This window comes from Curtobacterium sp. 320, from assembly GCF_031455235.1.
Classification (GTDB): domain Bacteria; phylum Actinomycetota; class Actinomycetes; order Actinomycetales; family Microbacteriaceae; genus Curtobacterium.
In genome coordinates this window covers 22,749-36,907 of the sequence record NZ_JAVDSI010000006.1, presented here as the reverse complement: position 1 = coordinate 36,907, position 14,159 = coordinate 22,749, and the positions used below count along the sequence as shown (strand labels likewise).

General features: G+C 72.9%; 15 protein-coding genes. 11 read left to right on the top strand and 4 right to left on the bottom strand.

The window, feature by feature from the left end:
* Positions 1-5 precede the first annotated feature (5 nt).
* Entirely contained in the window at positions 6-1,328 is a 1,323-nt protein-coding gene (locus tag J2X60_RS09620) for a glutamyl-tRNA reductase (RefSeq protein WP_309887226.1), read from the bottom strand.
* Between the two features lie 90 nt (positions 1,329-1,418).
* Here J2X60_RS09620 and hemE point away from each other — a divergent pair, with 90 nt between their 5' ends.
* The 11 genes from hemE (at position 1,419) to hemL (ending at position 11,366) form a co-directional block, all read left to right on the top strand.
* Positions 1,419-2,543: a uroporphyrinogen decarboxylase gene (gene hemE, locus J2X60_RS09615; RefSeq protein WP_071294323.1), complete on the top strand. Its 1,125-nt coding sequence runs from the start codon at positions 1,419-1,421 to the stop codon at positions 2,541-2,543.
* Positions 2,540-3,889 carry an FAD-dependent oxidoreductase gene (locus J2X60_RS09610; protein ID WP_309887225.1) on the top strand — a complete coding sequence of 450 codons (1,350 nt, stop codon included), beginning with the start codon at positions 2,540-2,542 and terminating at the stop codon, positions 3,887-3,889. The genes hemE and J2X60_RS09610 overlap by 4 nt, the downstream gene beginning before the upstream one ends.
* A gap of 98 nt (positions 3,890-3,987) precedes the next feature.
* On the top strand, positions 3,988-4,242 hold the full coding sequence (locus tag J2X60_RS09605; RefSeq protein WP_070417359.1) for a hypothetical protein: 255 nt from the start codon (positions 3,988-3,990) through the stop codon (positions 4,240-4,242).
* Positions 4,239-4,697 (top strand): phage holin family protein, encoded by a 459-nt coding sequence (locus J2X60_RS09600; protein WP_071294325.1) that lies wholly within the window; start codon positions 4,239-4,241, stop codon positions 4,695-4,697. The genes J2X60_RS09605 and J2X60_RS09600 overlap by 4 nt, the downstream gene beginning before the upstream one ends.
* Positions 4,698-4,740: 43 nt before the next feature.
* Positions 4,741-4,971 (top strand): DUF3618 domain-containing protein, encoded by a 231-nt coding sequence (locus J2X60_RS09595; protein ID WP_070417357.1) that lies wholly within the window; start codon positions 4,741-4,743, stop codon positions 4,969-4,971.
* A 57-nt stretch (positions 4,972-5,028) separates the two neighbouring features.
* The gene (gene hemQ, locus J2X60_RS09590) at positions 5,029-5,754 is read left to right on the top strand and encodes a hydrogen peroxide-dependent heme synthase (protein WP_071294326.1); all 726 of its coding nucleotides are present in this window, start codon (positions 5,029-5,031) and stop codon (positions 5,752-5,754) included.
* The gene (locus J2X60_RS09585; protein WP_374930692.1) at positions 5,751-6,986 is read left to right on the top strand and encodes a ferrochelatase; all 1,236 of its coding nucleotides are present in this window, start codon (positions 5,751-5,753) and stop codon (positions 6,984-6,986) included. The genes hemQ and J2X60_RS09585 overlap by 4 nt, the downstream gene beginning before the upstream one ends.
* Positions 6,983-7,969 carry a hydroxymethylbilane synthase gene (gene hemC / locus J2X60_RS09580; protein ID WP_309887224.1) on the top strand — a complete coding sequence of 329 codons (987 nt, stop codon included), beginning with the start codon at positions 6,983-6,985 and terminating at the stop codon, positions 7,967-7,969. The genes J2X60_RS09585 and hemC overlap by 4 nt, the downstream gene beginning before the upstream one ends.
* A 459-nt stretch (positions 7,970-8,428) precedes the next feature.
* Positions 8,429-8,986 carry a uroporphyrinogen-III synthase gene (locus tag J2X60_RS09575; protein WP_396127785.1) on the top strand — a complete coding sequence of 186 codons (558 nt, stop codon included), beginning with the start codon at positions 8,429-8,431 and terminating at the stop codon, positions 8,984-8,986.
* Positions 8,987-9,036: 50 nt separating this feature from the next.
* Positions 9,037-10,038: a porphobilinogen synthase gene (gene hemB / locus J2X60_RS09570; protein ID WP_071294368.1), complete on the top strand. Its 1,002-nt coding sequence runs from the start codon at positions 9,037-9,039 to the stop codon at positions 10,036-10,038.
* On the top strand, positions 10,035-11,366 hold the full coding sequence (gene hemL / locus J2X60_RS09565) for a glutamate-1-semialdehyde 2,1-aminomutase (RefSeq protein ID WP_309887223.1): 1,332 nt from the start codon (positions 10,035-10,037) through the stop codon (positions 11,364-11,366). The genes hemB and hemL overlap by 4 nt, the downstream gene beginning before the upstream one ends.
* A 166-nt stretch (positions 11,367-11,532) precedes the next feature.
* On the opposite strand, the gene J2X60_RS09560 is transcribed toward hemL, so the two are convergent.
* The 3 genes from J2X60_RS09560 to J2X60_RS09550 all read right to left on the bottom strand — a co-directional run bounded on the left by J2X60_RS09560 (position 11,533) and on the right by J2X60_RS09550 (position 14,107).
* Complete coding sequence (locus J2X60_RS09560) at positions 11,533-12,327, bottom strand: ABC transporter ATP-binding protein (RefSeq protein WP_261645791.1); 795 nt, start codon at positions 12,325-12,327, stop codon at positions 11,533-11,535.
* Between the two features lie 41 nt (positions 12,328-12,368).
* Positions 12,369-13,049, bottom strand: a complete 681-nt coding sequence (locus J2X60_RS09555) for a GntR family transcriptional regulator (protein WP_070417351.1) — start codon at positions 13,047-13,049, stop codon at positions 12,369-12,371.
* Positions 13,050-13,129: 80 nt separating this feature from the next.
* Positions 13,130-14,107 (bottom strand): MDR family oxidoreductase, encoded by a 978-nt coding sequence (locus J2X60_RS09550; protein WP_309887222.1) that lies wholly within the window; start codon positions 14,105-14,107, stop codon positions 13,130-13,132.
* Positions 14,108-14,159 lie beyond the last annotated feature (52 nt).

Below are 14,159 nucleotides of genomic sequence, written 5' to 3'. Positions count from 1 at the left end.
GAGGCTCAGCTCGCGTCCGCCTCGTCGGTGCGGTCGCGGTCGATCCGCTCGGGCGCGGTGCGCTCCGCGAGCGGCACCACCGGCGACGGCAGCTCCGCCTCGGGTTCGGGACGGACACCGAAGAGGGCGTCGAGCGCCCCGACGAACTCCTCGCCGCGACCGGCGCGACCGAGTTCGCGAGCGCGCACCGAGGGACGGTGGAGCAGGACGCCGACGAGGTGCCGCAGGGCGCGCTCGGTCTGCTCGGCCGAGGCGTCGTCGCCGTCCGCACGACGCTTCGCGCGGTCGATCTCGTCGTCGAGGATGTCGAAGACGTGCTTGCGGAAGGCCACGAGCGCGGGCGTCGTCGACTGCTCGAGGGCCTGGGCGCGGAAGCGGGACACGGCGTCCTCGACCATCGCGCGGGCCTCGGACTCGGCGTTCAGCTCGGCGATCGGGGCGTGGATGCTGATGGTCTCGAGGTCGAGCAGTTCGACGCCGTCGACGTCGGCCGCGTCGGGGTCCACGTTGCGGGGGAGTCCGAGGTCGATGACGATGCGCCGGACGCCGTCGTCGAGGTCGGCCGGTTCGACGACCGGGACCTCGCTCGAGGTGCAGGTGATCACGACGTCGCTCGAACCGATGGCCTGCCGGAGGTCGTGCGCGGCGACGAGGTCGTGCTTCGCGGCAAACCACGGCGCCCGGCCGGAGGGGGAGAAGACCTGGATGGTGTCGGCGCCGCGGTCGCGCAGGGCGGCGATGGTCGTCGCGGCGTAGCTGCCGGTGCCGATCAGGAGCACCCGGGTCCGGCCCCAGTCGGTCACGCGGGAGGACGCGAGCTCGAGGCCGAGCCGCACGAGCGACCGGCCGGCGGCGCCGATGCGGGTGCGGGTCTTGACGCCGCGGGAGGTGTGCGCGGCTTCCTGGAAGAGCCGCTCGAGGTCCGAGGTGGTGGTGCCGTTGGAGCGGGCGTCCTCGAGCGAGCGGCGGACCTGCCCGGAGATCTCGGTCTCGCCGACGACGACGGACTCGAGGCCGCTCGACACGGCGAAGAGGTGCTGGACGACGTCCTTGCCGCCGAGGACGTTGACGGACTCGAGGACCTCGGCGGGGTCGAGGTCGCTCGCGGCGGCGACGGCGTCGACGGTGGCCGAGACGGCGGAGTCGCGGTCGTCGCCGGCGATGTCGAGGTAGGCCTCGAAGCGGTTGCACGTGGCGAGGACGACGGCCCCGTCCAGCACGTCGGAGTCCGTGACGAGACGGCTCGCGGCGGTCGGTGCGCCGATGCTCAGTCGCTCCAGGAGATCGAAGCTGGCGTTGCGATGCGACGCCGTCAGACAGATGAGCACGTCTTCCATGGTAACTCGCGTTGCGCCGGGCTCCTGCTCGGATCGTGCGTGCTCGGGATACGTCCCGTTCGCCGATGGGAGAATCGTGCGGTGACCGACGCATCCACGACCGCCCTCCCCGCCTCGCACCCGCTCGTCTCCGGGCGGACGTCGGGATCGCCCCTCGTCCGGGCGCTGCGCGGTGACCGGCCCGAGACCCTGCCGGTGTGGTTCATGCGCCAGGCCGGCCGGTCCCTGCCGGAGTACCGCGAACTGCGCGTCGGCACGGCCATGCTCGACGCCTGCCTCGACCCGGCCATGGCGTCGGAGATCACGCTGCAGCCGGTCCGACGGCACGGGGTCGACGCCGGCATCTTCTTCAGCGACATCGTCGTGCCGATCAAGCTCGCGGGCGTCGACGTCGAGATCGTCCCCGGGCGCGGGCCGGTGCTGGCGTCCCCGATCCGCACCCCGGCCGACGTCGACGCACTGGGACAGCTCGACGCGACTGCCCTCGCCCCGATCACCGACGCCGTGGCGCGCACGGTCGAACAGCTCGGCGACACCCCGCTCATCGGGTTCGCCGGGGCGCCCTTCACGCTCGCGGCCTACCTGGTCGAGGGCGGACCGTCGAAGGACCACATCCGCGCCCGGACGCTCATGCACTCGGACCCGGAGACCTGGTCGCGCCTGCTCGCCTGGGCCGCCGGGGTGTCGGGGGCGTTCCTCCGGGCCCAGGTGCTCGCCGGGGCCTCCGCCGCACAGCTGTTCGACTCGTGGGTGGGCTCGCTCTCCCGCGAGGACTACGTCACCCGCGTCGCACCGCACTCGGCCGACGCCCTGGCCCACGTCGCCGACCTCGGCGTCCCGCGCATCCACTTCGGCGTCGGCAGCGGCGAGGTCCTGCGCGACATGACGACCTTCGGCACGGACCGGGTCGGCGTCGACGCGGTCGGCGTCGACTGGCGGCTGCCGCTCGACGAGGCCGTGCGCCGGGTCGGCACCGGGGTCACCGTGCAGGGCAACATCGACCCGGCGATGCTCTCCGCCCCGTGGGAGGTGCTCGAGGCCCACGTGCGTGACGTCGTCCGCCGCGGTGGTGCGGCCCGGGCGCACGTCGTCAACCTCGGGCACGGTGTGCCGCCGGAGACCGATCCGACCGTGCTCACCCGCATCGTGTCCCTCGTCCACGAGCTCGGGGACGGGACGGCCGCGGCGACCGGAGTGCGGGCGTGACCGACGTCGTCGTGGTCGGCGGCGGGGTCGCCGGACTCGTCGCGGCGCGGGACCTGGCGAAGGGCGGCGCGCACGTCGTCCTCGTCGAGGGCTCCGGCGTGCTCGGCGGCATGGTCCGTCGGCACACCGTCGCGGGACTCGACCTCGACATGGCGGCGGACTCGTTCGCGACCCGCAACGACGCCGTCGGTCGGCTGGCGATCGAACTCGGCCTCGGCAACGAGGTCACCACGCCGGACCTGCGCGGTGCGTGGCTGATGACCCGCGACGGTCGGACGTCCCCGATCCCGCAGACCGGACTGCTCGGGATCCCGGGGAGCCCGATGGCGGCCGACGTCCTCGCGGTCGTCGGGCAGAAGGCGGCGCTCCGCGCGCAGATGGACTCCCTGCTGCCGTCCCTCGTCGGGTCGAAGGCGCCGTCGCTCGGCGAGCTCGTCCGCAAGCGGATGGGCGAGCAGGTCCTCGACGACCTGGTGGTCCCGATCGTGGCCGGCGTGCACTCGACGCACCCGGACGACCTCGACCCGGACCGGGTGGCTCCCGGGCTCCGGGCGGCGCTGCTGCGCGAGGGCTCCCTCGCCCGTGCGGTCCTCGCACTCCGGGCCCGTGCGACGGCCGGGTCCGCCGTGCAGGGCATCCGCGGCGGCACCGTGCGGCTCGTCGACGAGCTCGTGGCCGACATGGAGACCTACCGGGTCGACGTCCGCCTGCACACCCGGGCCACCGCGATCGAGGAGCACGCCGTCGAGGTCCGCACCGACGACGGCGAAACCGAGCGACTGGTGGCCGAGCACGTCCTCGCGTCGACGGCGGACCCCGCCCGCACGGCCGGCCCCGTGCGCACGGGCATCGAGCTCGTGACGCTCGTGGTCGACCAGCACGAGCTCGACGCGGCGCCGCGCGGGACCGGGATGCTCGTGCACCCGGACGCTCCCGGGGTCCGGGCGAAGGCGATCACGCACGCGACGGTGAAGTGGCCGTGGCTGGCCGAGGCGGCCGGGGGCCGGCACGTCCTGCGGCTGAGCTACGCGACGACGGATACGGGGGTCGCGGCGACCACCCCTGGAGCCGCCGTCGACGCGGTCGAGACCGGGAGGAGCCTCCCGGTCGACCCGTACGACGCGATCGGTACCCGCGCCGCTCAGGACGCCTCCGCCCTGCTCGGCGTGCCGATCGCGCCGTCCGCCGTGGTCGGTGCCGCACGTGTCCGGTGGCACGGTCCGGACACGACCGCCGCGGGGCTCGCCGACGGGGTCGTCGGGATCGGCGAGGCGTCGACGGGCCGAGGGCTGGCCGGCATCGTCGCGGCCGCACGGACCGCCGCTGAGCACATCCTGGATTCCTGAGCGGACCGCACACTGGGAGAGGGCTACTGTTGCAGGAACGCCGGACGTATTCCGATCGGCGCATGACCACGCACACTGACCCAACGGAGGAATCGCACATGCGAGGCAAGCTCCTGTTCGTCGCCGGCGCCGCTCTCGGGTACGTCCTGGGATCGCGAGCCGGACGGGCGCGGTACGAGCAGATCAAGACCGTCAGCGGCAAGATCTGGAACAGCAACGGCGTCCAGAAGGGCGTCCACGTCGCCGAGGAATTCATCGCCGACAAGACCCCCGACGTCGCCGAGTTCGTCGGTGAGCAGACGAAGAAGGTCGTCCGCAAGGTCGGGCAGAAGAAGGACAGCCAGGCCTCATGACAGACACCCGCGACCGCAAGCCGCGTTCGCTGTTCGGCCTGGTCGGCGACGTCCCCAAGCTCGTCAAGGAGCTGGTGACGGGTGAGCTGAACCTGCTCAAGGCCGAGATGCTGACGAAGGCGAAGATCTTCGGCCTCGCCGCGGGTCTGCTCGTGGGCGCGCTCGTCATCGTCCTCTACGCGATCGGCGTGCTGCTGACCGCCGCCGTCATGGGGCTCGCGACCGTGATGCCCGCGTGGCTCGCAGCACTCGTGATCGCCGTCGTGATGCTCATCGTCGCCGGCATCCTCGGCCTGCTCGGCTGGAAGCGCCTGAAGAAGGGGCTCCCGATCACGCCGAAGCGCACCATCGACAGCGTGAAGAACGACGTCAACGCGGTGAAGGGCCTCGGCAAGAAGCCGACCCCGCCGACCCAGTACGGCACCCGCAAGCCCGACGTCGGCGGCCGCTTCTAGCGACGACCGCCCCGTCCACCACCCCACACCCCGGAGGACCCACGTGACCGATCAGCACGACGACCTGGCCGACCGCGTCGCGTCGACCCGCGCCCAGCTGTTCGACACCCTCGACGCGATCGAGGACAAGCTCAACGTCCCGAAGCAGATCGGCATCGCCGCGTCGAAGGTCAAGCGCGGGATCGACGAGAAGCCGGTGCCGTACCTGGCCGGGCTCGCAGCGGGCGTGGCAGTGGTCGGGGGTATCGTCGTAGCGGTGCTCCGACGGCGGTAGCGCTCGCCGTCGAAAGGGGAGCGGCGTCACCTTTGTGACCGATAGGACAATGGACACATGAGTTCCACCGTGCCCACGCACGACGCACACGAGACCTCCCCCGACGGCATCGACCCCAACATGCTGACGGCCTACGCCCTGTGGGCCGTCTTCCGCCGTCCGCTCGGCCCGATCCACACCGTCGGCGACGACGCGGTGGCCGAGCTCGACGCCGTCATCGCCGCCGCTGCCGAGCGCGGCGTGACGATCCGCGGCTTCTACGACGTGTCCGGCTTCCGCGCCGACGCCGACGTGATGGTCTGGCTGCACGGCGACGACGCGCAGGCGATCCAGGCGGTGCTCCGCGAGATCCGCCGCACGGCACTCTTCCAGGACGCCGAGCCGGTGTGGCACGCCATGGCGATGCACCGCGAAGCCGAGTTCAACAAGCGGCACACGCCCGCCTTCCTGCGCGGCAAGGAGCCAGAGGCCTGGATCACGGTCTACCCGTTCGTCCGGTCCTACGAGTGGTACCTCCTGCCGGAAGAGGAGCGCTCGAAGATGCTCCGCGACCACGGCATCGCCGGGGCGAAGTACCGCCGCGTGCTGACGAACACGATCGCCACCTTCGCGCTGAGCGACTACGAGTGGATCCTGCCGCTCGAGAGCCCGGACCTCGTCGACCTCGTCGACCTCATGCGCGACCTGCGCTACACCGAAGCCCGCATGCACGTGCGGGAAGAGGTGCCCTTCTTCACCGGTCGTCGTGTGACGACCACCGAGCTGCCGGAGGTGCTCTCGTGACCGACACCAGCATGATCACGAACGGTCAGGCCGTCCTCGCCGCGACCCCCGCGGCCGCCGACGGTCCCGAGCACGTCGAGGTCCCGGTCGCGTACGACGCGATCCTGCTCGCCGGCTTCGGCGGACCCGAGGGCCAGGACGACGTCATCCCGTTCCTGCGCAACGTGACCCGGGGCCGCGGCATCCCGGACGAACGCCTCGAAGAGGTCGCCCACCACTACCGGCACTTCGGCGGCGTCAGCCCGATCAACGCGCAGAACCGTGCGCTCAAGGCCGCGCTCGAGGCCGAGCTGGCCTCGCGCGGCATCGACATGCCGGTCCTCTGGGGCAACCGCAACTGGGAGCCCTACCTCGAAGAGGCCTTCACCGAGGCGGCCGACAAGGGCTACAACAAGCTCATCGCGATCGCCACGAGCGCCTACTCGTCGTTCTCGAGCTGCCGCCAGTACCGCGAGGACTACGCCCGCGTGCTGTCCGAGACCGGTCTGATCGACACCATCCAGATCGACAAGGTCCGGCAGTTCTTCGACCACCCGGGCTTCGTCCGCCCGTTCGTGGACGGCGTCCGTGACGGCATGGCGCGTGCGATCGCCGAGAACGACGGCCTCGACGTCGCGACCGAGCTGCACGTGCTGTTCTCGACGCACTCGATCCCGTCGACCGACGCCGCCAAGTCCGGCCCGGACTACCGGGGCTTCGACGAGCACGGCGCGTACGAGGCCCAGCACCTCGCCGTCGCGCAGGTCGTCCTCGACCAGGCGTGGGCGGAGCTGCTCGAGCAGCCCGAGCACGCGTCGCTCCGCGGCACCAGCACGCCGCCGTGGAAGCTCGTGTACCAGTCGCGCTCGGGCCCCCCGACGCAGCCGTGGCTCGAGCCCGACATCAACGACTACATGAACGAGGAGCTCAAGGGCGGCCCGACCCGTGCCGTGCTCATCGTCCCGCTCGGCTTCGTGAGCGACCACATGGAGGTCATGTGGGACCTCGACGAAGAAGCAACCGAGACCGCTCAGGAGCTCGGCTTCTGGTCGGTGCGCACGCAGACCCCGGGTGTCGACCCGGCCTACGTCTCCGGTCTGGTGGACCTCGTCCTCGAGCGTGTCAACGGCACCCCGACGAGCGAGCGCCCGCACCTGACCGACCTCGGTCCCTGGTACGACGTCTGCCGTCCGGGGTGCTGCGAGAACGTGCGCGCCGGGTTCAAGCCCGCCGCGGCCGGGCTCGCCCCGTGACCGACGCGTCCGCGCCGACCGGCAGCCCCGACGGCCCGGCTCCGATCCGGCTCGGCACCCGTGCCAGCCGGCTCGCGGTCGCCCAGTCGCAGGACGTCGCCGACCGCTTGGCGACGGCATCCGGTCGACCGGTCGAGCTCGTCACGGTCACGAGCGAGGGCGACACGAACCGCGCCTCCCTCGCGAGCCTCGGCGGCACGGGTGTGTTCGCCAGCGCGCTCCGCGAAGCACTCGTCGCGGGCGAGGTCGACGTCCTCGTGCACTCCCTCAAGGACCTCCCGACCGCGCCGTACCCGGGGCTGACGATCGCCGCGGTGCCGAAGCGTGCCGACGCCCGAGACGTCCTCGTCGCCCGGAACGCCGCGACCATCGAGACCCTGCCCGAGGGCGCGAAGGTCGGTACCGGTTCGCCCCGCCGCGTCGCGCAGCTCAGGGCCAAGCGTCCCGACCTCGACGTGGTGGACATCCGCGGCAACATCGACACCCGCCTCGGACGCGTGGACGACGACCTCGACGCGGTGGTCCTCGCGGCCGCCGGCCTGACGCGCATCGACCGGCTCGACGCGGCGACCGAACTGCTCGACCTCGGCTTCTGGCCGAGTGCCCCCGGGCAGGGAGCGCTCGCGATCGAGACCCGCGCCGACGAGACGGACCGGAACCTCCTCGCCGCCCTGCGGAAGATCGAGCACGCGCCGACCCGCCTGACCGTGTCCGCCGAGCGCGAGGTGCTCGCGAAGCTCGAGGCCGGGTGCTCCGCCCCGATCGGTGCCACCGCGATCGTCGACGCCGAGATGCTCCTCGTCTCCGCGACGGTCTACCGGCCCGACGGCTCCGAGTACCGCACCGCATCACACGCCGCCGTGCTCGACGGCTCCGCACAGGACCGCCTGACCGAGGCGCTCGAGCTCGGTGGCCGGGTCGCCACCGAACTGCTCGAGAACGGTGCGGCCGACCTGGCGGACCTCGCGACCTCGGCGGAGTAGGCGGTCGCCACGCACCCCGACGTCAGCACCGCGGACGCGGCACGACAGCCGGTCGTCCTGGTCCCGCGCGGCGGGGCGTGGGGTGACCGGGTCGCCGCGGCCGCTCGCGAGCGCGGGCTCGACCCGCTCGTCGTCCCGCTGATCGCGGACGCGGCACCCACGGATCGGTCCGCGCTCGAGGCTGCGGTCGACCGGTTGATCGCGTCCGGTGGGTCCAGGAGGCACGACGCACCTCCGCCGGCCGGGTCCGGTCCGCCGCCGGCGGGCGGGCAGGACGCGCCGTCGACGAGCGGGCAGGACACGCCGTCCGCCGGCCGGCGAGCGGGCGGAACCGGCCACCCGGCCGGGTCGACCGGGCCGGATCGTGCCCGCTCGGGACCCGCGACCGACGGCACCGACCGCACCGACGGCGCCGCCCGCTCCGACGGCACCGACGTGGCCGGGTACGCGTGGATGGTGGTGACCAGTGCGACGGCCGTGCGGGTGGTCGCGGAACGGGTGGCGCGCCTCCCGTCCGACCTGCGGGTGGCGGCGGTCGGCGAGCCGACCGCCCGTGCCGCGCGTGCCGCGGGCTGGGTCGTCGACCTGGTGCCGTCCGAGTCCTCGGGCGCCGCGCTCGCCCACGCGCTGCCGGACACCTCCGGCACCGTCCTCTTCCCACGCTCGGACCTCGCTGCCCCGACCGTCGTCGACGCCCTGCGCGCCCGCGGGATCGACGTGGACGACGTGGTCGCGTACCGTACCGTGGGGACCGGCGACGAGCCGGTCGTCCTCGACTCCCCGCCCGCCGCCGTGCTCGTGACGAGCGGCAGCGTCGCTCGCGAGATCGCCCGGCGGATGACCCCGCTCGACCCCCGCACCGTCATCGCGTGCATCGGACCCGGGACCGCTGCCGAAGCCCGCGCCGCCGACCTGCCCGTGCACGTGGTCGCCCGGACCCGATCCGCAGAAGCCCTGCTCGACGCCGTCGTCGAGTCCCTGAACCCCACCGCCCCGAACAGGAAGGCACCGAAGTGACCGGCCGTTTCCCCCAGGTCCGCCCCCGACGACTCCGCGCGACCGGCGCGATGCGTCGACTCGTCGCCGAGACCCGGCTCCACCCCGCCGAGCTCGTGCTGCCGATGTTCATCCGCGAGGGGGCGACCGAGGCGATCGACATCACGAGCATGCCCGGGGTCCAGCAGCACTCGCTCGACTCCTTCCGCCGTGCCCTGCACGAGGCGGCGTCGGTCGGGATCGGCGGCGTGAACCTGTTCGGCGTGCCGACGTCGAAGGACGCGCAGGGATCCGGCGCGACCGACCCGGACGGCATCCTCAACGTCGCGATCCGCGTCGCCCGTGAAGAGGTCGGTGACGCTCTCGTCGTGCAGTCCGACCTGTGCCTCGACGAGTTCACCGACCACGGGCACTGCGGCGTCCTGGCCGCGGACGGCTCGGTCGACAACGACGCCACGCTCGAGCGGTACCGCGACATGGCGGTCGTGCAGGCCGAGGCCGGTGCCGAGCTCGTCTGCATGAGCGGCATGATGGACGGCCAGATCGCCGCCGCACGGGACGCGCTGGACGCGGCCGGGCACAGCGGTACGGCGCTGCTGGCGTACGCGGCCAAGTACGCGAGCGCGTTCTACGGACCCTTCCGCGAGGCCGTCGACTCCTCGCTCGTGGGCGACCGTCGCACGTACCAGATCGACGCCGCGAACGGTCGGCAGGGCCTCCGCGAGGTCGAGCAGGACATCGCCGAGGGTGCCGACATCGTCATGGTGAAGCCGGCGATGAGCTACCTCGACGTGCTGGCCGAGACCGCACGCACCTCGCCGGTGCCGGTCTGGGCGTACCAGATCTCCGGCGAGTACGCGATGATCACCGCAGCCGCGCAGAACGGCTGGATCGACCGCGACGCCGCGGCGATGGAGGCGCTCGTCGGCATCAAGCGCGCCGGCGCCGACGCGATCCTCACCTACTTCGCGGTCGACATCGCTCGCAAGCTCAACGAGGAGGCGGGCCTCCGCACCTCCGGCAGCACCAGTGCCGTGGACGGCATCGCCTCGACCGGGAAGGCCCCAGAATGACCACGAACGACCAGCTCTTCGGCCGTGCGAAGAACAGCATCCCCGGCGGGGTCAACTCGCCGGTCCGGGCGTACGGCTCCGTCGGCGGGACGCCCCGCTTCCTGACGAGCGCGACGGGCGCCTACGTCACCGACGCCGAGGGGCGGGAGTACGTCGACCTCGTCGCCTCGTGGGGGCCCGCGATCCTCGGGCACGCCCACCCTGCCACGGTCGAGGCCGTGCAGCAGGCGGCGGCGCACGGGCTGAGCTTCGGGGCGTCGACCCCGGGCGAGACCGAGCTCGCCGAGCTCGTGAAGCAGCGGGTGTCGGTGGGCGGCGACGGCCCGATCGAGAAGCTCCGCATGGTGTCCACGGGCACCGAGGCGACGATGACCGCGATCCGGCTCGCCCGCGGGTACACCGGTCGCGACCTGCTCGTGAAGTTCGCCGGGCACTACCACGGCCACTCGGACTCCCTGCTGGCCGAGGCCGGTTCGGGTGTGGCCACGCTCGCGCTCCCCGGCAGTGCCGGCATCACCGCCGAGACCGCCGCGCAGACCCTGGTGCTGCCCTACAACGACCTCGACGCCGTCCGCCGCGCGTTCGACGAGCACTCCGAGCGCATCGCGGGCGTGATCGTCGAGGCTGCGGCCGCGAACATGGGCGTCCTCGCCCCCGAGCGTGGGTTCAACCGGGCCCTGGCGCAGATCGTGCAGGCGCACGGCGCGCTGCTCATCGTCGACGAGGTCCTGACCGGCTTCCGGGTGGGCTCCGCCGGGTGGTGGGGCCTCGAGGCGTCGAAGGTCGTGCCGGACGGCGCCGGGTGGAAGCCCGACCTCGTCACGTTCGGCAAGGTCATCGGCGGCGGCATGCCCCTCGCAGCACTCGGTGGTCGGCGCGAGGTCATGGACTACCTCGCCCCGCTCGGCCCCGTGTACCAGGCGGGCACGCTCTCGGGGAACCCGCTCGCCGTCGCCGCGGGCATCGCCACGCTCCGGGCCGCGACGCCCGAGGTCTACGCGCACCTCGACCGGACCGCGGCGACCATCGCGACGGCGACGAGCGACGCGCTGTCCGCCGAGGGCGTCGCCCACACCGTCCAGCACGCCGGCAACCTCTTCTCGTTCGCCTTCACCGAGACCGCCCCGCGGAACTACGACGACGTCCGAGCGCAGGAGGCGTTCCGGTACGCGCCGTTCTTCCACGCCATGCTCGACGCGGGGGTGACCCTGCCCCCGAGCGTCTTCGAGGCGTGGTTCGTCACGGCGGCGCACGACGACCGGGCCGTCGGACGGGTGCTCGACGCACTGCCGGCCGCGGCGAAGGCGGCCGCGCGCGCCACGGCGTGACGCCACCACCTGCCTGACGCCAGGCGCGGGTCGGGCCCGACCCGCGCCTCCCGTCCGCCGCCCCCGGGGACGTGCGGCGCGACGTGCACAGCGCAGCGACGAGTGCTCGTGGTGCAGCGCGCGCAGTCGTCGTCGGGCTGCGCGGTTGCGGCTCGGGCGCCGCGGCTCAGGACGCGCGGCGGGCGGCCCAGCGCCCCTCGGCCCGGAGGATCGCGAGCGGGAAGTCGAAGGCGTGCGAGACCGCCGACGACGTGATGACCTCGTCCGAGGTGCCTTGGGCTACCGCGACCCCGTCGCGCAGCAGCATCGCGTGCGAGGTCGACGCGGGCAGGTCCTCGAGGTGGTGCGTCACCATCACGCTCCCGAGCTCGGGGTGCCGGTGGCGCAGGGCGTCGACGGTCTCGAGCAGGTGTTCGCGCGCGGCGACGTCGAGCCCGGTCGCCGGTTCGTCGAGCAGGAGCAGCTGCGGCTCGGACATGAGCGCCCGGGCGATGAGCGTCCGTCCGCGTTCGCCCTGCGACAGGACCGGCCAGCGGGCGTCCCGACGCGCCGTCAGCCCGACGTCGGCGATGTGCTGCTCGGCGGTGGCCACCTGCGCGGGCGTCGGCTCCCACCGCATCATGAGGTCGGTCGTGCCGGTGAGCCCGGTGAGCACGGTCTCGAGGACGGTCAACGGCGAGAGCATCCGGTGGCGGGGGTCGACGTGGCCGATGTGCTCGCGGAGCTCCCGGACGTCGACGCGTCCGAGTCGTCGGCCGAGCAATTCGACCGTGCCGGCCGTCGGGTGACCGGTGGCGCCGAGGACCGCGAGCAGCGTCGACTTCCCGGCACCGTTCGGCCCGAGGAGCGCCCAGTGCTCCCCGCGCCGGACGGTCAGGTCGATGTCGTGCAGGAGGTCCCGGCCGGACCGGGTCACCCGGACCCCGGCCGCTCGGATGAGGACGTCGTCGTTGCTGCTCACGGGTCCATCGTGGCCCAGGCGGCCGGGGATCGCTGGACGGGTCAGCCGGCGGCGGCGGTCCCGGCGGCGCGGAGCTCGTCCGCCTGCTGCTCGGCGGTCGCGGTCAGCGCACGGATCGCGGCCGCGGCGGCGTCACCGTCACGCTTCGCGATGGCCGCACGCAGCGGGTCGACCGAGTGCTTGTAGTCCCAGAACTGCCACGCACCCTGGGCGAGCGAGAGGAACCGTGCGCGGGGCAGGAGCGACTCGGCGAACTTGTCGAGCAGCTCGTTGTCGGCGGCGTCGACGAGCAGCGAGATGACCGTCTCGAGCTCGGCGTCCATGCGCTTGTCCTGCTGCTCGGAGTACGAGCGCACGGCTTCGAGGTGCTCGGTCAGCGCCTTGGCGGCGGAGGCGTCGAGCTTCGGCACGCCCCAGCGCGCAGCGAGTTCGACGAACCCGCCGAGGACCTGGGTGGTGTCGGCGGCCTGCTTGCCGGTCGGGGTGGCGACGCGGGTGTACCGGTTCGCCTCCATCTCGACCAGGCCGTAGTCGACGAGCTTGGCGATCGCCTCACGGATGGGGGTGCGACTGACCCCGAGCCACTGCACGAGCTCGTCGTCGTTGAGGCGCTCGCCCGCCTGGAGCGTGCCGTCCTGGATCGCGGCGAGCATCTTCTCGAGCACGACGTCGCGCAGGAGCTTCCGCGGCGAGTTCTCGACGGTGGACTTGGGTACCGGCATGCCGGACTCCTCACAGGCTCAGGTGTTCTGTACTCAAATCCTAACGTGTCAATATGCAAACGCTTGTGAAATCTTAGTATTCAGCGATCGACCGCGACGACCGTGCGCCCGTGCACGTTGCCGGCGACGACCTCGGGTCCGACGGCGATGGCCTCCTCGAGCCCGGCGACCCGCGTCACGCCCGCCAGGAGCGCCGGGTCGAGATCGGTCGCGAGCCGCTGCCACGCCTGCTGACGAAGGGGCAGCGGGGCGTCGACGGAGTTGATGCCGAGCAGCGACACCGCCCGCAGGATGAAGGGCATCACCGAGGTCGGGAGCGCGGAGTCCTGCGCCAGGCCGCACGCCGTCACGGCCCCGCCCCACCGGGTCGCCGCGAGGACGTTCGCGAGGGTCGCACCCCCGACGCTGTCCACAGCGCCCGCCCAGTGCGCCCGCTGCATCGGCCGGCCGAGCTCGGACAGGGTCGCGCGGTCGATGACGTCGGTCGCGCCGAGTGCCCGGAGCGAGGCCTCGTTCGCGGCGCGTCCGGTCGAGGCAGTGACCTCGTACCCACGGGCGGCGAGCAGGGCGATCGCGACCGTGCCGACGCCGCCGGACGCACCCGTCACGAGGACGGGACCGCTGCCCGGTTCGACGAACCGTTCGAGAGCGAGCACGCTGAGCATCGCGGTGAACCCCGCGGTCCCGATCGCGGCCGCGAAGGAGTCGTCGATCGAACCGGGCAGCACGACGAGCGACCCCGACGGCACCACCGCGTGCTCCGCCCAGCCGCCGTGCCGGGTCTCGCCGAGCCCGGCGCCGTTCACGACGACCCGGTCGCCGATCGCGACGTCGTGCACGCCCGGTCCGAGGGCCGAGACGGTGCCGACGACGTCGATGCCGGGCACGAGCGGGTCGACCCGCGCGACGCCGGGGTTCCGGGCGAGCGCCAGGCCGTCCTTGTAGTTGACGCTCGAGTACGTGACGTCGACGAGCACCTCGCCCTCGGTCGGGTCGGCGACGTCGACCTCGGTGACGGTGGGCGGGGCGGAACTGGAGACGAGGACTGCGCGGGTCACGCGTCGGACGCTACCCGCGCCTCCAGGACCACGACCGGCCGACCTGCGGACG

Coding starts and splice junctions, on each gene's coding strand:
- J2X60_RS09605 (WP_070417359.1), top strand. CDS start 3,988: ATGCGAGGCAAGCTCCTGTTCGTCGCCGGCGCCGCTCTCGGGTACGTC.
- J2X60_RS09600 (WP_071294325.1), top strand. CDS start 4,239: ATGACAGACACCCGCGACCGCAAGCCGCGTTCGCTGTTCGGCCTGGTC.
- hemQ (WP_071294326.1), top strand. CDS start 5,029: ATGAGTTCCACCGTGCCCACGCACGACGCACACGAGACCTCCCCCGAC.
- hemB (WP_071294368.1), top strand. CDS start 9,037: ATGCGTCGACTCGTCGCCGAGACCCGGCTCCACCCCGCCGAGCTCGTG.
- hemL (WP_309887223.1), top strand. CDS start 10,035: ATGACCACGAACGACCAGCTCTTCGGCCGTGCGAAGAACAGCATCCCC.
- J2X60_RS09555 (WP_070417351.1), bottom strand. CDS start 13,049: ATGCCGGTACCCAAGTCCACCGTCGAGAACTCGCCGCGGAAGCTCCTG.